Annotated in this window: 15 protein-coding genes; 1 reads left to right on the plus strand and 14 read right to left on the minus strand. The window is 70.2% G+C overall.

Annotated features, from left to right (window positions below; all coding sequences use genetic code 11):
- Nucleotides 1-30: 30 nt before the first annotated feature.
- From EJP69_RS23440 to EJP69_RS29565, 7 genes are all read right to left on the minus strand, one after another.
- Nucleotides 31-1,308, minus strand: coding sequence for an alkyl sulfatase dimerization domain-containing protein (locus EJP69_RS23440; protein ID WP_240652272.1), 1,278 nt, complete (start codon nt 1,306-1,308; stop codon nt 31-33).
- Entirely contained in the window at nt 1,305-2,639 is a 1,335-nt protein-coding gene (locus EJP69_RS23445; RefSeq protein WP_126472721.1) for a DUF1254 domain-containing protein, read from the minus strand. Before EJP69_RS23445 ends, EJP69_RS23440 begins: the two co-directional genes overlap by 4 nt.
- A gap of 9 nt (nt 2,640-2,648) precedes the next feature.
- Nucleotides 2,649-4,037: a DUF1254 domain-containing protein gene (locus EJP69_RS23450; protein WP_126472674.1), complete on the minus strand. Its 1,389-nt coding sequence runs from the start codon at nt 4,035-4,037 to the stop codon at nt 2,649-2,651.
- A 49-nt stretch (nt 4,038-4,086) separates the two neighbouring features.
- Complete coding sequence (locus EJP69_RS23455; RefSeq protein ID WP_126472675.1) at nt 4,087-5,079, minus strand: Bug family tripartite tricarboxylate transporter substrate binding protein; 993 nt, start codon at nt 5,077-5,079, stop codon at nt 4,087-4,089.
- Nucleotides 5,080-5,101: 22 nt separating this feature from the next.
- Nucleotides 5,102-7,213, minus strand: a complete 2,112-nt coding sequence (locus tag EJP69_RS23460; RefSeq protein WP_126472676.1) for an acetate--CoA ligase family protein — start codon at nt 7,211-7,213, stop codon at nt 5,102-5,104.
- 22 nt (nt 7,214-7,235) lie between these two features.
- On the minus strand, nt 7,236-8,300 hold the full coding sequence (locus EJP69_RS23465; protein WP_126472677.1) for a porin: 1,065 nt from the start codon (nt 8,298-8,300) through the stop codon (nt 7,236-7,238).
- A gap of 138 nt (nt 8,301-8,438) precedes the next feature.
- Nucleotides 8,439-8,594: a hypothetical protein gene (locus EJP69_RS29565; protein WP_170217215.1), complete on the minus strand. Its 156-nt coding sequence runs from the start codon at nt 8,592-8,594 to the stop codon at nt 8,439-8,441.
- On the opposite strand from EJP69_RS29565, the gene EJP69_RS23470 reads away from it, so the two are divergent.
- Nucleotides 8,593-9,207 (plus strand): Crp/Fnr family transcriptional regulator, encoded by a 615-nt coding sequence (locus tag EJP69_RS23470; RefSeq protein ID WP_093206039.1) that lies wholly within the window; start codon nt 8,593-8,595, stop codon nt 9,205-9,207. The two genes, EJP69_RS29565 and EJP69_RS23470, sit on opposite strands and share 2 nt — an antisense overlap.
- Before the next feature lie 9 nt (nt 9,208-9,216).
- Here the strand turns inward: EJP69_RS23470 and EJP69_RS23475 are convergent, their stop codons facing one another.
- Genes EJP69_RS23475 through EJP69_RS23505 form a run of 7 tightly spaced genes read right to left on the minus strand, consistent with a single transcriptional unit; the run spans nt 9,217 to nt 15,703 of the window.
- Complete coding sequence (locus tag EJP69_RS23475; protein ID WP_126472678.1) at nt 9,217-9,810, minus strand: YdeI/OmpD-associated family protein; 594 nt, start codon at nt 9,808-9,810, stop codon at nt 9,217-9,219.
- Nucleotides 9,807-10,763 (minus strand): phosphatidate cytidylyltransferase, encoded by a 957-nt coding sequence (locus EJP69_RS23480; RefSeq protein WP_093205772.1) that lies wholly within the window; start codon nt 10,761-10,763, stop codon nt 9,807-9,809. The genes EJP69_RS23475 and EJP69_RS23480 overlap by 4 nt, the downstream gene beginning before the upstream one ends.
- Nucleotides 10,760-11,452, minus strand: coding sequence for a lysophospholipid acyltransferase family protein (locus EJP69_RS23485; RefSeq protein ID WP_093206037.1), 693 nt, complete (start codon nt 11,450-11,452; stop codon nt 10,760-10,762). Before EJP69_RS23485 ends, EJP69_RS23480 begins: the two co-directional genes overlap by 4 nt.
- A gap of 47 nt (nt 11,453-11,499) precedes the next feature.
- The gene (locus EJP69_RS23490) at nt 11,500-11,946 is read right to left on the minus strand and encodes a hypothetical protein (RefSeq protein ID WP_093205770.1); all 447 of its coding nucleotides are present in this window, start codon (nt 11,944-11,946) and stop codon (nt 11,500-11,502) included.
- Nucleotides 11,936-13,285, minus strand: a complete 1,350-nt coding sequence (locus EJP69_RS23495) for a phosphatase PAP2/dual specificity phosphatase family protein (protein ID WP_126472679.1) — start codon at nt 13,283-13,285, stop codon at nt 11,936-11,938. The genes EJP69_RS23490 and EJP69_RS23495 overlap by 11 nt, the downstream gene beginning before the upstream one ends.
- A 31-nt stretch (nt 13,286-13,316) precedes the next feature.
- Nucleotides 13,317-15,083 (minus strand): bifunctional alpha/beta hydrolase/class I SAM-dependent methyltransferase, encoded by a 1,767-nt coding sequence (locus EJP69_RS23500; protein WP_126472680.1) that lies wholly within the window; start codon nt 15,081-15,083, stop codon nt 13,317-13,319.
- Entirely contained in the window at nt 15,080-15,703 is a 624-nt protein-coding gene (locus tag EJP69_RS23505; protein ID WP_126472681.1) for a CDP-alcohol phosphatidyltransferase family protein, read from the minus strand. Before EJP69_RS23505 ends, EJP69_RS23500 begins: the two co-directional genes overlap by 4 nt.
- Nucleotides 15,704-15,739 lie beyond the last annotated feature (36 nt).

The following is a 15,739-nucleotide window of genomic DNA, read 5'->3' on the forward strand; positions in this document are numbered from 1 at the left end:
GTCTTGTCTCCTGATCTCTGTATCGGTCTGTCAGTGGATGCCGAAGCGCCCCTGCGTTCCCTGCTCGATCATGTCCGCACCGACGCGATACAGGTTGCGCGACACGTAACTGGGCACCTGCCGCGCGCGCTCGCGCAGCCACTCGGCCTTGAGCGAGCGCGCTTCCGCGATCTCGGGCGCGTCGCCCTCGGCGATGGCCAGCAGGTCGATCACGTGCAGCGCCAGCTGCCAGCGGCCTTCCTTCGCCAGGCTGCACGCATGCGCGATCACGCCGCGCTTGTCGGTGATGGCCTCGGCGACGGCCCGGCCGATGGTCTCGGGCGCCTCGGGGTGCAGCGAGGTCGGGTTGCGGTCCCACCAGCCGTTCTCCGAGCGGTAGATGTCGCGCACGATGTAGCCGGGGTCGCCGTAGGTGGGCTTCATCCACTCGACACCGAACAGCTCGTCGGGAAAGCGGATGCGCGCGAGCACGCCGCGCTCGTTGAAGCCCTCGTTCATCAGCCGCACGACCTCGGCGCGCAGCCAGCGCAGCGCCCGCGCTGTGTGCGTGAGCACGTGCCGCACCTGCTCCTCGCCTTCGAGCGTGGCGCCGAACTCGCGCACCGCCTTGCGCGCGCCGAGCGCCGCGAGCGCATCGAGCGTGTCGGCCCAGCGCACCGTGTCGCGCATCGTGCGAAAGGGCGTGCCGATGTTGGGAATCGAGTCGATCAGCGCCGCGCCGCCGTACAGCACGCGCTGCGACGGGCTCCACAGCGCGATCGCGTCGTCGGTCTCCGAAGGCGCCCAGCGCAGCTCGATACGGCTGTCGCCCTGGCCGATATGCAGCCGGTCGTCGAAGGTTTCCGTGGGCGCGTGCATGGTGAGCCGACGGTCGAAGAAGCTGGCGGGCCGGTTGAACTGGATCTCGGCCATGCGGTGCTGCAGCGCCTCGGTTTCCCGGTAGCGGGCCTGGCGTCGCAGCACGTTGCGGTGTGCGATGACGCGAGGCGGCGCATCCCCGCGCTGCGCGGCATGCGCGAGCCACATCGGCACGCCGGAGTTGTAGCCCACGTGCCCGTGGCTGTAGCAAAGCGCATGCAGCGGCGCGTTGCTGAGCTGGCGCACCGCGTCGATCATTCCCTGCGTCACCGGGCCGCCCGGCCCGGCATCGATCACCACCAGGCCGGCGTCCGTCTCGGCCACGAAGGACTGACCCTGCCCGCGCAGGATGTGCAGGCCCGGCGCCACCGTCTCGGTGCCCGTGCCGACGATGAGGAAAGGCTTCTCCTGCTCGGCCTTGTCGATGTTGCTCGTGTCTTTCGTGTTCATGCAGCCTCCCCGGTACGGACCAGTGCCGGCAGCGCATAGCGGCCGTCCAGCATTTCCTCGCGCGGCACATAGGCGCGCAGGCAGAGATAGAAATCGCCGGCAGGTGCCGGCAGCCAGTTCGCCTGCGCGGCCTCGCCTTCGGGGCGCGCATGCTGGATATGCAGCGTGAGCCCGCCGTCGGCGTCGCGGCGCAGGTCGGGCGTGCGGTCGCCGATCGCGTAGCGGTCGATGGGGTTGTCCACCAGCATGTAGTCGCGGCTGTCGTACATCGTGAGCGACCAGAAGGCCTCGACCGGCGGCAGCGTGCCGGGCGCGAAGCGCAGCGTGTAGCGGCCGCTTCCGTTGAGCTTGCGCCCCGAGGCGTCGTTCCAGGCCAGCGGATAGGTCGCCTCGCGGCTCTCGAGCATGCCGATGTACTTGAGCGCCACCAGCGCGCGCGCCAGGTGGTCGTCGCCGAAGCTGCCTTCGACCAGCGGCATCTGCACCCAGCCGGAGGGCGCCGTGGACCCGGACTGCGCGCCGCGCAGCCGCGGCAGCACGGCATCGAGCGCGTCCTGCAGCACGCTGCGCTGCGTGTCGTCGAGTGCATCGGCGTCAGGCCCGAGACCGAGTGCGGCGAAGCGGGCGATCAACCCGGCATCGCGCGCGGGCGGCGGGTTCTCGCGCAGCGCGCGGTTCACCTGCGCCGCGAAGTGTTCGGCGCTCAGCGGCGCCTTCGGGTCGCAGGCCGGGCCGAAGTGCTTCGGCATCGAAGAGGCCTTGCCCGCCTGCCAGTCGCCGAGCGTGCGCACGATGAAGCCGTCCTGCAGCGCATTGACGGCAGGCACGTCCTGCGGCCCGTCGACCAGGATGCGGCCGATCACCCAGAGCCAGCGCGTCGGCGCCTCGACATGCGAGCCGGCCTCGCGGAACGCGGCCGGCACTTCTCCGCGCCAGCCCGGTGGCGTGACGAGAAACGAACGCGCGGCCGTGCCCGTGAGCCGCTGGCCGATGTGCGCGAAGGGGTTCGTGTAGAAGTCCAGCAGGCCCAGCACGTAGTAGCGCCCGGCGGTATCGGGCACATCGATCACGAGCGGCCCGTCGCCCAGGTCCAGCCACGCGTTGGTGTAGAGCGTGTCGTTGTTCGGCGTCACCACGCGGCTCTTGCCCGCGCCCAGCAGCTGACGCGCGTGCGTGAACACGTTGCACCAGCGCCGGGGCTTCGGAGCTTCTCCTGCGATGTCGGTGCGCTGCGGCGAGGTGGCTGCGCGCATGCGGCTCATCTCGTAGAGCGGGAAGGCGTAGACGATGGCCTCCTCGGCCAGCGTGCGCAGTTCGTTGTCGATGGGCATCGGCACGGCTCAGCTCTCTTGTGCCTGCAGGGCCGGAACGCGCCAGCTCTGCACGCCTTCGCGCGGGTAGTACATGCGCAGGATCAGGTAGAAGCGCCCGGCCGGCGCGGGCAGCCAGTTCGCGGCGTCGGACGGACGCGTGTGGCTCATGTGGATCTCCAGGCCGCCGTCGGCACCGTGCTTCAGGCCGGGCGTGCGGTCGCCGATGGCGTGGCGCTTGATCTCGTTGGGGTAGAGGAAACGGTCGGCGTCGTAGAGCGTCACCGACCAGAAGGCATCCGCCGGCGGCAGGTCGTCGGCCTCGAAGCGCATCGTGTAGCTGCGCTTGCCGTCCAGCGGTTCCTGCTTCGCGTCGTAATGCGCCGCGGCGTACACGGCCTCGCTGGTGGCCAGCGCGCCCAGGCCCAGGTAGGCGGTGCGGGCGCGGCCGAGGAACTCGTTGCCGTAGCGGCCCGTGGCGGGCGCCATCGACCAGGGCTTGGGACGGCGGTTGCGGCCTGCAGCACCGACGAGCTGCACGCCTTCGGCGAAGCCCTCGATCAGGCCTTCGCGCGCGGGCTCGTCCAGCGAGTCCCATGAGAAGGCTGCGTCCGGCCGCAGCCCGGCCTGGCCGAACCAGGCCACCAGCGCGCGGTCTTCCACGCGGCCCGGCGCCTCGGCGAGCTCGCGGCACATGTTGGTGAAGAAGCGCTGCGCCACCTGCGCGGCCGGCTCGCCGTTCTCGAAGGCTGCGGCCATCGCGTCCACCAGAGGGCCGTCCCAGTGCTCGACAGCGGACGGCCGACCCTGCAGCACGGTGCCGGGGGCGGGGGCCAGCCTGATCTCGGACTGCAGCGCGCGCGCTGCCAGCCAGTCGCTTTCGTCGCCTACGAGGATGCGGCCGATCAGCCAGACGAGATCGGTCGGGCAATGCACCACGCGGTGGCCCGCGAGCGATTCCGGCACCGTGCCGCCGGGACCGACGAGCACCACGGTCTCTCCATCGGGGTTGCAGTTGCGCGGCCCCAGGTTCTCGAAGTTCTCGGTATAGGCGTCGTACAGCGGCAGCACGAAGTAGCGCCCCGGGTGGCGCGACGACGCGGGCACCGTCAGCAGCATCGGCCCATGGGCCAGGTGGACCCATGCGATGGTGTAGAGCAGGTCGTTGGCCGGCGTCACCACGTCGCGGTCTTCATGGGTGGAGGGGCGCGGTGCGTGGTGCAGCGTGTTCAGCGGCGCGCGCACGTCCGAGCCGTGCGAGGCTCCGGCGCGGCGCTCGGCCTGCGGCGCGGTCTGCATGGCGCAGGTGCGGTAGGTCTCGGTGAGCGGGTAGCCGTAGACGAAGGCGGCCAGGCCGACGGAGCGGGCGAGCGCCTTGCGCGCGAGGACGACGGCGAGATCGGGATCGGGAGCGTTCATGGTGGATGTCTCTTTGCTGGAGTTCATGGAATGCGGATGGGCGCGGCGCTCAATCGAGCTTCACGCCAGTGGCCTGCGTGAGCCGCAGCGTCACGGGAAGGAATGCCTTGTAGGCGGCAGTGGCCTCGGCCGGCAGGTTGCCCACCGGCTCGGCGCCCAGCTCCTCGATGCGCCGGCTCACTTCCGGCTGGCGGACCACAGCGCTGACTTCGCGCCCGAGCCGTTCGATCACCGCGTCGGGCGTCTTCGCCGGTGCCATCAGCGAGGTCGGCCCGGTGAGCGCGTACACCTCGTCGGCGTAGCCCTGCTCGGCGAAGGTCGGCACATCGGGCAGCGCCCTGGCGCGGCGCGGGCCGGCCACCGCCAGCGGTCGCAGCTTGCCGGCCGCGATGTATGGCTGCAGCGTGGTGACCGAGCCCACGGTCATGTTGATGACGCCGCTGATCAGGTCCACCGCCATCGGGCTTTCGCCCTTGTAGGGCACGTGCAGCGTCTGCAGGCCGTAGGTCTTGTCCATGTAGACCTGGATCTGGTGCGGCTGCGTGCCCGGGCCCCACGAGCCCATCGTGTACTTGCCGGGCGCGGCCTTCACGGTGGCGATCAGGCTCTTGAAGTCCTTGGCCGGTACCGAGGGGTGAACCGCCAGCACGGTGCGCGTGGTGGCGATGTCCGAGACCATGCGCAGGTCGGTGCGCGGGTCGTAGGGCAGCTTGCTGTAGAGCACCATGTTCGCGGTGACCGGGCCCGGCACCGTCAGCAGCAGCGTGTAGCCGTCGGGCGCGCTCTTGGCGACGTAGTCGGTGCCGATGATTCCGCCCGCGCCGCTGCGGTTCTCGACCACCACCGGCTGGCCCAGCCGCCTCGACAGCCCCTCCGCCACGATGCGCGCGAGGATGTCGGTGGAGCCGCCCGCCTGGTACTGCACGATGATGCGCAGCGGCTTCGACGGAAAGGGCGCTTCGGCCTGCGCGCTGCCTGCTGCGAGCGCGATGGCGGCGCCGATGCTGCCGAGCAGGGCGCGTTGTCTTTTCGATGTCGTCATGCGATCTGTCTCCGGTCGTTGTTCATCCGGCGCGTCCGACGACCAATGCGTCGACCGCCACGCAGCCGCCGTCGGCCAGCGGCCGCGCGATCAGCGGGTTGATCTCGGCGCTGTCGAGCGAATCGCCGGCGCGCAGCGCAAAACCGGCCAGCGCACACAGCGCATCGGCGATCGAATCGAGGTCGACCGGCGCACGGCCGCGCGCCCCATCGAGGATCGCGAAGGCGCGCAGTTCGCGCACCATGGCCAGCGCGTCGTCGCGCGTGATCGGCAACGCGCGCAGCGACACGTCGCGCAGCGTCTCCACGTGAATGCCGCCCAGGCCGAACATCAGCACCGGCCCGAACACCGGGTCGCGATGCACGCCCGCGATGCATTCGACGCCGCCGCCCAGCATGCGCGCCACCAGCGCGCCGTCGAGCCGCGCATCGGGCCGCGCGGTGAGCGCGTGGTCGCGCGTGCGCTCGAAGGCGGCGCGCGCCTGCGCCGCGCCGCGCAGGCCGAGCGCCACGCCGCCGACGTCCGACTTGTGCGGGATGTCCGCGCTCACGATCTTCACCACCACCGCGTCGCCGATCGCTTCGGCGGCGGCAGCGGCCTCGTCTGCGCTGCGCACCACGCAGTGCTCGACCACGGGCACGCCGGCTTCGGCGAGCAGCGCCAGCGCGTCGGGCTCGGACATGGTGCCGGGGGCGAGCTTCAGCGGATTCGACGCAGGAGCGGAGGCTGTCGAAAGCGGCGCGCCGGTCTTCAACCCGGCGAGCGCGGCAATCGTGCGGATGCCGTCCGACGGATCGGCGAACACAAGGCAGCGCATCGCCTCCAGCTCGGCGCGGCGCTCTGGCGCCAGCAGCGTGCTGATGGCGAGCAGCGTGTCGGGATACGCCGCGCGCAGCGAGCCCACCAGCTCGCGCAGCACCGGCCAGAACGCGTCCGACGCACCGGCGGCTGCGAGAAAGCCCATCCACGACGCGAAGCCGCGGTCATCGAGCATCACGCGCGCGCTGCGCTCCAGCAGGCTCATGTCGTTCGTGACCTGCCCCGTGATGTCGACCGGGTTGCGCGGCGCCGCGAAGGGCACCCAGCTGCGCAGCGTGTCTTGTGCTGCATCGCTCAGCGGCTGAACGTCGAGGCCCTGCGCTGAGGCTTCGTCGGCCATCAGCGCGCCCACGCCGCCCGAGAGCGTGAAGAGCCCGATCGAGCGGTCGCGCGGCCTGCCGGCCACGGCCGCGCTGTGCGCCAGGTCGAAGAACTCGGTGAGGTTGCGCGCGCGCAGCACGCCGTACTGGCGAAACACCGCGTCGTACACCGCGTCGTCGCCCGCCAGCGCGGCCGTGTGCGAGGCGGCGGCCTGCGCGCCCAGCGCCGTGCTGCCGACCTTGACCATCACCACCGGCTTGCCGTTCGCCTGCGCGAGGGCCAGCGCGGCGCGCAGCCGGGGGCCGTCGCGGCAGCCTTCCATGTAGCCCATGATCACGTCGGTGGCCGGGTCCTGCGCGAGCCAGGCCAGGCAGTCGGCGAACTGCACGTCGGCCTCGTTGCCGGTGGTGGCCCACAGCGACAGGCCCACGCCGCGGGCCCGCGCCATCGAGTAGGCGTACGCGCCGAACGCGCCCGACTGGCTCACCAGCCCGATGCGCCCCGCCGCCACCCGGCCCACGCCGGGCGCGGGCGAGAAGGTCGCGTAGACATTGCGGGCGATGTTCATGAAGCCCAGGCAGTTCGGGCCGATGAGCCGCACGCCGGCCGCGCGCGCCTTGTCGCCGAGCCGTGCCTGCGCGGCGGTGCCCTCGGCGCCGGTCTCTGCGAAGCCCGACGAGAACAGCACCACGCCCTTCACCTTCGCGGCGATGGCGTCGTCGAGCGCGCCGTCGACCAGCGCGGCGGGCACTGCGAGCACGGCCAGGTCCACCGGCTGGCCGATGGCGCGCAGGCTGGGCCATGCCTGCAGCTCCTGGATGCGGTCGGCGTTGGGGTTGACCGGGTAGAGCGCACCGTCGAAGCCGAAGCGGCGCTGATAGTCGACCGGGATGCCGCCGATCTTCTGCGGGTTGGACGAGGCGCCGACCACCGCGATGGAGCGTGGCGCGAACAGGGCCGAAAGCGATTCGGCCTGGGGGCTGAAGAAATCCATGAGTCGAGGCGGGAAGGCGGTTTCAGAAGTTGTGGCGGATGCCGGCGGCGAGCACGCGCACGCCGTTGCCGCTGTCGGGTGCGACCGTGATGGTCGCGAGCGAGGCCGAGGCGCCGTTGCGGTTGAGCAGGCGCAGCCAGCGCGCGTACAGCACGGTGCGCTTGCTCAGGTAGTAGTCGTAGCCCAGCGTCCAGGCGAGTTGCGAGCGGCCGGTGTCGTCCACCTTGCGCTGCATGGCCTCGAACATCAGGTTCGAGGCGGGCGTCACGTTGTAGGTGACGCCCAGGCTCGCGAGCTTCGCGGCGGGCACGCGCGGCAGGCTCGATGTGTTGCGCACGTAGTTGGCATAGAACTGCAGCCCGATGTCCGGCAGCTCGTACGCGCCGCTCAGCGCCTGGTAGGTGGTGGTGGCCGGCTCGGCCACGGGCGCCGCGGCCGAGCCGGAGCGCGCGCGCTGGAACGCATAGGCGATGTAATAGGGCTTGCGCGACCAGCCCAGGCTGCCGCCGTAGAAGTTGCCGCTCTGGTGGCTGGGCGCGCTCGATTCGCCAGGTGCGTAGGCGATGTCCGCGAAGAAATCGCTGCTGGCCGGCGTACGGTAGCGAATCATGTTGCTGGCACGCGCGGCGAAAGGCGTGAGCCCCGGCTGCGCGTCGGTGGCCGCCACCAGGTTGATCGGCGAGAACACCGAGTTCACGCCGTACGGGTCGGCCTTGAACAGCGTGTAGAACATCGGCGTGTACATGCGGCCCGCGTCGATCTGCCCCCACGGCCCCGACAGGCCGACGAAGGACTGCCGGCTGAACGACATGGCCGGCCCGGGCAGCGTGCCGTTGCCGGTGTCGGGCGCGAAGCCGCTCTCCAGCGTGAAGTGCGCGCTGAGCCCGCCGCCGAGGTCTTCGGTGCCGCGAAAGCCCAGGCGCGAGGCCGTCTGGCCGCCGTCTTCCAGCCGCTTCGACGACGTGTTGCCCGACTTGGCGAAGGCCATGTAGAGGTCGACCGTGCCGTAGATCGTCACGCTGCTCTGCGCCAGCGTGAGCGAGGAGTAGGCCGCCAGCGCGAGGCCGGCGGCTGCTGTCTTCTTCATGTGTCGTATGTCTCCGGTAGGGCTTGCCGCATGCCGGTGATGCATGTCGGTGCCGCTTGTGTGCTTGTGGATGTCCGGTGCTTACGATAGAAATGACGGACTCCCGAATCTGTCAACGCTTTGACAGATTCATGAACATCACGGCAGGGAGAACCCGCTGACCCGATCGCCCCGCTCAACCCCTCGGAACGCAGAAGAAAGCACCGCGCTCATCGAGCGCGCGCTGCGCTGGAACGAGCTGTTCTCGCGCTGGCCCGACGCGCGCCGCACCGAGCTCATGAAGTCGGCGCGCATGGAGCGCTACAGCCGGCGCACGCAGGTGCTGGCGCACGACCGCAGCCGGCGCGAGCTGCTGGTGGTGGTGTCGGGATGCCTCGAGATCAGCAGCATGAGCACCCACGGGCGCAAGTACGTCAACGCGCTGCTGGGGCCGGGGCAGGTGGCGCCGCTGGTGCGCCTGCTGGAAGACGTGCCGCTGCCCTATGACTACCACGCGCACGAAGACTCGGTGATCATCCACCTGCCCAGCGACGCCGTGATCGCGGTGCTCGACGCCGAGCCGGTGCTGTGGCGCGACGTGGCCAAGCTGGGCCTGCAGCGCCAGCGGCTGAGCATCGTGCTGCTGCAGAACCAGATGCTCAACTCGATCCACGGGCGCGTGGCCGCGACGCTGATGAGCCTGGTCCACTTCTACAACGGGCAGGGGCCGGGCGCGGGAGAAGGCGACGATGCCGGCCCGCTGGTGCGCCTGTCGCAGAACGACCTGGCGGCCATGCTCGGGCTGTCGCGCCAGACCATCAACAAGGAACTGGGGCGCCTGGTGGAAGAGGGCGCCATCGACATGCGCTACAAGCGCATCCGCATCGTCGATGCCGAGCGGCTGGCGCGCATCGCCGCCGGCACCTGAGCAAGACGCTCAGGTGTGGATCTTCTCGCCCTTGGCCAGCATTTCCACGAACTGCGCGATGCGGCGCGCGCGGGTCTCGGGCTTCTTCGCGCTCTGGGTACGGAACAGAATCGCGAAGCGGTTGCGCGAATCTAGCGTGGCGAAGAACTTCGCGGCTTTCTTGTCGGCGTCGAGCGCGGCCTGCAGGTCGGGCGGCACGGTGGCCGCGGCGACGCCCTCGTAGGCCGCGTCCCAGCGGCCGTCGGCCTTCGCGCGTTCGATCTCGGCATGGCCGGCCGGCTGCATGCGGCCTTCCTCGAGGAGCTTCAGCACCTTGGCGCGGTTGATCTGCGACCAGATGCTGCGCTTGGTGCGCGGCGTGAAGCGCTGCTGGAAGTACTGCGCGTCGTCGCTCTTGCGCTGGCCGTCGATCCAGCCCCAGCACAGCGCTTCTTCGAGAGCCCCGGCGTAGTCGATGGAGGCGATGCCGCTGTCCTTCTTCGCGATGCGAAGCCACACGCCGGCGGCGCTGGCGTGGTGGCGCTTGAGCCAGCGCGCCCACGAGGCGGCATTGGTGCATTCGACGGGCGTGTCGTGCACGACGCGCTCTTCTGTCTTGCTCATGGCACCCACCAGTAGCGCAGCGCGTGGAAGTAGATAGGCGCCGCGAAGATCACCGAATCGAGCCGGTCGAGCATGCCGCCGTGGCCTTCGATCATCGAACCCCAGTCCTTCACGCCGCGGTCGCGCTTGATGGCCGACATCACGAGGCCGCCGAAGAAACCCATGAGGCAGATGGTGAGCGCCATCAGCGCCGCCTGCCACGGGTTGAAGGGCGTGGCCCAGTACAGCGCCGCGCCCAGCGCGGTGGCGCTCGCCACGCCGCCGATCAGGCCTTCCCAGGTCTTGGAGGGCGACAGCTCGGGCGCCACCTTGCGCTTGCCGAAGAGCTTGCCCCACACGTACTGCAGCACGTCGCTGCCCTGCACCACGATCACCAGGAAGGCGATCAGCAGCAGGTTGCGGCCCTCGAAGCCCGGAATCTGCAGCGTGAGCAGCGCGGGTACGTGGCTGATGCAGAACACGCAAACCATCAGCCCCCACTGGATCTTCGAGGTGCGTTCCAGGAAGCGCCGCGTGTCGCCGCTCACCGCCGCCAGGATGGGCAGCAGCAGGAAGGCGTAGACCGGGATGTAGATGGCGTAGAGCCCATACCAGTCGATCCAGATCAGGAAGTACTGGCCCGGCAGCGCGAGGTAGAAGGCAAGCGCGATCGGCGCATGGTCGCCGCGCCGCGTGTAGGCCAGGCTGATGAACTCGCGCAGCGCATAGAACGAGATCAGGTAGAACAGCACGATCACGCCGCCCTTGCCGAAGGCGAAGGCGATGCCGATCACCGCCACCATCACCCACCATGCGTTGACGCGCGAGTTGAGGTTGTCGATCACCGAATGCGGCTGGCCGTGCGCCACCCGCCACTTGAGCAGCGCGCCGATGGCCGAGGCCAGCACCAGCACGCCGGCCACGCCGCCGAAGAGCTTGAGCGTGGTCCATGCGAAGGGAGAAAGCTCGATCATGCGGCGGTCCCTCCGTTGTTGTTCTGGCTGCCGGCCGTGCCGTTCTCGTCGATGCGGTCGTACTCGGGCCTCAGGTCGAGCATGGCGGCGCGGGCCCGGGCGATGAAGCTGTTCTTGTCCTCGCCCTCGGCCAGCGAGATCGGCGCGCCGTAGCGCACCGTGCAGGCCAGCGGGATCGGCACCAGCGTGCCCTTGGGCAGCACGCGCTTGAGGTTCTCGATCCACACCGGCACCAGCCGCACGTTGGGACAGGCGCGCGCCAGGTGGAAGAGGCCGCTCTTCAAGGGCAGCAGGATCTCGTCGCCGGTGTTGCGCGTGCCCTCGGGGAACATGATGAGCGAGTCGCCGGCGTCCAGCGCCTGCTTCATCTGCTCGACCGGGTTCTCGCCCTGGCCCGAGCCGTCGCGGCGGATCATCAGCGCGTTGAACACGTCGATGCCGATGAACTGCCGCGTCTTCGAGGCCATCCAGTAGTCCTGTCCGGCCACCGGGCGCGTGAGCGCGCGCAGGTCGGGCGGCAGGGTGGCCCACAGCAGCACGAAGTCGCCGTGGCTCGTGTGGTTGGCGAAGTACAGCGTCTGCTCGGCCTTCGGCGTGGAGCCCGACCAGATGGCGCGCACCCCGGTCAGCAGCCCGGCCGCACCGATGATGAGCTTGCCCGCCACGATGGCGAGGCCGCGCCGCAGCACGGTGCTTTCGGGCTTTTCGTCCTTGTTCTTGTTTTCTTCTTCTGCGTTCAAGAGATGTCCTGTGTCATCAAGGCAAGTAGGAACATGGCGCTCTGGCAGGCCACCACGATGGCGTGGCGCTGCATGAGCTGACGGGTGCCCTGCACGCGGTCGTCCAGCGGGCGGGGAGCGTGCTGCGAGGGCGGCGGCTCGCGCAGCCCGAGGGAGGCGAGCGAGCGGTCGAGGGCGTCGAGCGAGGCGACGGTGTTGCGCGCCAGGCCGTCGAACAGCGCCTCGTCGAAGCGCAGCCGGAAAGCGAAGTAGCGCTCCAGCGCGCCGAGGATGACGACCGCGCCGAAGCCCATGGTGGCGGTGGTCGAGAGCGAGCGCAGCGTCAGCGCGAGCACCAGCGCCGAGATGCAGGTGAGCGCGAAGCCCCAGAGGGCCAGCAGCGCCATCGCGCGCAGCAGCGCCGCGAGCGCGGCGCAGGTGGTTCTGTCGTTGTCATCGGTCATGGCGCGGCACCTCCTGCAAGGGCTTGATCGGCTCCAGCGACATCCGCCAGGCGTCCCGCAGCACGATCTGCGGCCGCGCCCGGCGCACCGTGTCCTCGGCCTGGGCAACGCCGCCGGCCGCCCCGTAGCGGCCCAGCCAGGCGATCACCGCCGCCGCGCTGCGCGAGAAGCCGAGCGCGCAGCAGACCCACACTGTGGCACCGTCCGCGCTCCTGCGCTGGCCTTCGATGACGGCGGCCGCGCGCTGCAGGCGCACGGTGGGCGGCACCGTCAGGTCGAGCACCGGCACGCAGCGCGCATGCGGCACGCCGGCAGGCATCTGCAGCTCGGCGCACAGGCTCACCAGCCGGGGCCGCCCGGCGGCCAGCCATTCGGCGTGCGTCGGCCGGCGGCCCAGCCGAAGGCCCGGCACCACCTCGACCGAGGCCGGGAGCTTGCGGGTCCAGAGCCAGGCATTGACGGCTGCGCCGAGCCGGTAGGGCGCCAGCATCCAGCGTGCGGCCCAGCCCATGCGGCCGCGGCCGTTCATCTGGAAGCCGCGCGCGCCGAAGCCGGCGTAGTTCAGCGCCACCAGCGCGAGCGAGGCGGCCGGCCATGCGAGCCACAGCGCGATGCCGCCGCCGTACAGCGCGGCCGCCAGGAACAGCGCCGCGCCCACGGCGTAGAAACTCGCCAGCTTCCAGCGCTGCGCATCACTGGCGGTGCGCCATGCGCGTGGCATCGACACCACGCGCTCCAGCGGCCACAGCCACACGCAGAACAGGCCGAGCAGCGCGCCGGTAGGAATGTCGATGAAGTGGTGCTGCCAGGTCGTGAGCACCGAGGCGCAGATGGCGAAGGCCCACAGGTGCAGCACCAGCCGCGCCCACAGCGGCCGGATGAACTGCCGGTACCAGTCCCAGAGGATCACCGCCAGTGCGATGTGCAGCGAGGGCGCCTGGTTGAAGGGCTGGTCGAAGCCGCGCAGCGCGTTGAACAGGAAGGCCGGTGCCCCGTCGACCGGCGGCTGTCCGAAGCTGAAGTGCAGCGGCCAGAGGATGAAGCAGGTGCAGGCGACCAGCGTGGCCGTCACCAGCCGCAGCGCATGCCGGTCGAGCGTGTGCCTGCTGCGCGCGAGGAATAGCGACAGCGCGTAGAAGACGTTGATCGTCCAGTACGGGAAGATGGTCCACGGCCAGAACGGCACCTGCCGCTCCCACTCGAAGGCCATCGAGGGCACGTCGGCGCGCGTGGTGGCCCACCAGTTGGCGAAGCCGTAGGTCGCGTAGAACAACGGCCCCAGGAACACCAGCCAGGCGGCGGCGCGCTTCCATGGCCGTCGTGCCAGCGGGGCGCTCATTGCGGGGCCTCGGTGCTGCGTGCCGCTGCGCTCATCGCTCGGTGCGCACCGCCAGCGACACCGTGAAGATGCCCCATTCGTCCACCCGCTGGTCGATCTTGCGAAAGCCCGCTTCCTCCACCAGCTGGTCCATTTCGTACTGGGTGCGGCGGCGCATCACCCAGGCTTCGCCCTGGCGGTGGCTGGTGAGGGCGCGCGCGATCATCTCGAGCTGCGGATGCCATGGCTGGCCGGTGTAGACCAGGTAGCCGCGGTCTTCCACCGCGTCGCCCACGCCCGCGAGCGAGCGGCGAACCATCTCGTTGTCGGGGAAGAGCTCGTACAGGCCCGACACCACGGCCAGCGTCGGCCGCGGCGTGACGCTGGCGAGGCTCATGCGGTCGAAGGCGTCGGCCTGCACGAACCGCGCGACGTCTTCCAGGCCTTTCTCGGCGATGAGCGCGCGGCCGTCGCGCACGTTGATGTCGCTGTAGTCGCGCAGCAGGATCGAGCTGGCCTTGACGGGGCTCGCCAGCACCGCGTCGAGCACGTAGCGGCCGTGGCCGGCGGCGATGTCCATCAGGCGCACCTCGCGGTGCATTTCGGCCAGCCGCTCCATCGCGATGCGCAGCAGCTCCTCGACGTGGATCTTGCGCTGGCGGATGCCGCGCCAGCCGATCGACTCGAGGTAGGTCTTGTCGATCGAGCGGCCGATGCACGAGCTGCCCTGCGGATGGTTGCGGTAGACGTAGTCGAGCGTGCTGCCCGAGTCGAAGCCGGTTTCGTGGCCGAGCTTGATGCCCTCGGACATCGTGCCGCCCAGCTTCAGCCCGGCGCGCGTCATGGCCCAATAGGCGCCGCGCGGCGACAGGGGCGAGAGCGGCTCGGCCAGCGCGCGCGATTCGTCGGCCGTGTCGCCGCTCAGGTGCGCCTCGCGGCGGTCGACCGGCACGGCGGGTTCGTCGAAGCGCTGGAGGATGAATTCGCGGATCTGCGCCACGGCCGGCGCGCGGTCCTTCTCGCCCAGCGTGTCGTGGAAGAAGCCCGGCAGCTCGGTCTTGGTCTTCACCGCGCTGCCCAGTCGCTCGAAGAACTGGTGCTGTGGCTTGTGGTGCACCACCCAGTCGGCGCCCGAGATGAGCAGCTGCACAGGCAGCGTGATCGCGTTGGCATCGGCCACCACGCGGTCGGCCGCCTCGTACAGGCCCAGCAGGATGTTCACCGCGATGGGCCGGCTGATGAGCGGATCGCTCTCGTAGCTGGCGATGCGCTCGGGGTCGTGCGTGAGGAACTTCGCCTTCACGTAGCTGTTGACGAAGAAAAGCCCGCGCAGCTTGTGCATCAATGCCAGGCCGGGCCGCGCGAAGGGCACGTAGAGCTTGACCTTGAAGGCCGGCGATGCGAGCGTGAGGCCGCGCACCTTGGGCGCGTAGTCGTGCGCCCAGGTGGCGATCAGCACCGCGCCCACGCTCTGCGCGACCACGTGGATGTCCTGCTCGGGCACGCCGTGGACGGCGCCGATGTGCTGCACGAAGGTCTGCACGTCGCGCACCGAGGTGCCGAAGCTGGGGCTGTAGCCGCGCTGGCCGGGCGAGCGGCCGTGGCCGCGGGCGTCCCAGGCGTAGAAGTCGAAGTCGGGCAGGTCGAGTTCGTCGACCAGGTGCGCCATGCGCGCGCCGTGCTCGTGGCCGCGGTGGAACAGCAGCACGGCGCCGCGCCGCGCCGCGCCCGTGGCGGGCCAGCGGCGGTAGAACAGCGATTCGCCGTCGTGCGTCTGGAAGTGGAGTTCTTCGGCGATGCGAGAAGTCGTATTTGTCATTGAGTCCCTGTGGAATTGGTGTCGGCCTCCGCCAGTGCCCGGCGGATGCGGTTGACGATGGTCCAGGCCACGAGCGCGGCCAGCAGCGGCATCAGCCAGGCCGTCCAACCCGGCAGCGGCCCGCCCAGCGCCACGTAGAGGCCTAGCGCGCCGAACACGAAGGCCCGGTCGCTCTTGCCCAGCGGGCCGTCGTAGCGGCGCGAGGCGCCCACGGTGGGGCCCAGCGCGCCGGCGAATTCGCTCAGCCCGGCCAGCACGATCACCGTGCCGACCCAGAAGCCGCCGAAGGGCTGCACCAGCGCGAAGGGCAGGTACAGCGCCGCGTCGGAGACCACGTCGGTCAGTTCGTTGAGGAAGGCGCCCAGCCTGCTTTGCTGGTTGTGCTCGCGCGCCAGCATGCCGTCGATGGCGTTGAAGGCCATGCGCAGGAACATCCACAGTGGGATGAACCCGAAGGCCGCAAGCGAGGGCGCCGCGAAGAAGAGCCAGAGCCCGAGCGCGACCGAAACCACGCATGCCGCCAGCGTGACCTGGTTGGCCGTGACGCCCATCGCATGCAGGCGGACCACCAGCGGCCGCAGCAGTGCCTGGAAACGCGGCTTCAGTTCGTAGATCGACACGTGCTGGCTTCCCCTCGTTCGTTATATGGCCGAAGC

Source organism: Variovorax gossypii (assembly GCF_003965815.1).
In the GTDB taxonomy this organism is placed as follows: Bacteria; Pseudomonadota; Gammaproteobacteria; order Burkholderiales; family Burkholderiaceae_C; genus Variovorax; species Variovorax gossypii.

What these genes read in the sequence shown, in the direction of transcription:
- EJP69_RS23460 (WP_126472676.1), bottom strand. Translation starts at nt 7,213, where the DNA reads ATGGATTTCTTCAGCCCCCAGGCCGAATCGCTTTCGGCCCTGTTCGCG.
- EJP69_RS23445 (WP_126472721.1), bottom strand. Translation starts at nt 2,639, where the DNA reads ATGCCCATCGACAACGAACTGCGCACGCTGGCCGAGGAGGCCATCGTC.
- EJP69_RS23490 (WP_093205770.1), bottom strand. Translation starts at nt 11,946, where the DNA reads ATGACCGATGACAACGACAGAACCACCTGCGCCGCGCTCGCGGCGCTG.
- EJP69_RS23470 (WP_093206039.1), top strand. Translation starts at nt 8,593, where the DNA reads ATGGAGCGCTACAGCCGGCGCACGCAGGTGCTGGCGCACGACCGCAGC.
- EJP69_RS23495 (WP_126472679.1), bottom strand. Translation starts at nt 13,285, where the DNA reads ATGAGCGCCCCGCTGGCACGACGGCCATGGAAGCGCGCCGCCGCCTGG.
- EJP69_RS29565 (WP_170217215.1), bottom strand. Translation starts at nt 8,594, where the DNA reads ATGCGCGCCGACTTCATGAGCTCGGTGCGGCGCGCGTCGGGCCAGCGC.
- EJP69_RS23480 (WP_093205772.1), bottom strand. Translation starts at nt 10,763, where the DNA reads ATGATCGAGCTTTCTCCCTTCGCATGGACCACGCTCAAGCTCTTCGGC.
- EJP69_RS23450 (WP_126472674.1), bottom strand. Translation starts at nt 4,037, where the DNA reads ATGAACGCTCCCGATCCCGATCTCGCCGTCGTCCTCGCGCGCAAGGCG.
- EJP69_RS23465 (WP_126472677.1), bottom strand. Translation starts at nt 8,300, where the DNA reads ATGAAGAAGACAGCAGCCGCCGGCCTCGCGCTGGCGGCCTACTCCTCG.
- EJP69_RS23475 (WP_126472678.1), bottom strand. Translation starts at nt 9,810, where the DNA reads ATGAGCAAGACAGAAGAGCGCGTCGTGCACGACACGCCCGTCGAATGC.
- EJP69_RS23455 (WP_126472675.1), bottom strand. Translation starts at nt 5,079, where the DNA reads ATGACGACATCGAAAAGACAACGCGCCCTGCTCGGCAGCATCGGCGCC.
- EJP69_RS23500 (WP_126472680.1), bottom strand. Translation starts at nt 15,083, where the DNA reads ATGACAAATACGACTTCTCGCATCGCCGAAGAACTCCACTTCCAGACG.
- EJP69_RS23440 (WP_240652272.1), bottom strand. Translation starts at nt 1,308, where the DNA reads ATGAACACGAAAGACACGAGCAACATCGACAAGGCCGAGCAGGAGAAG.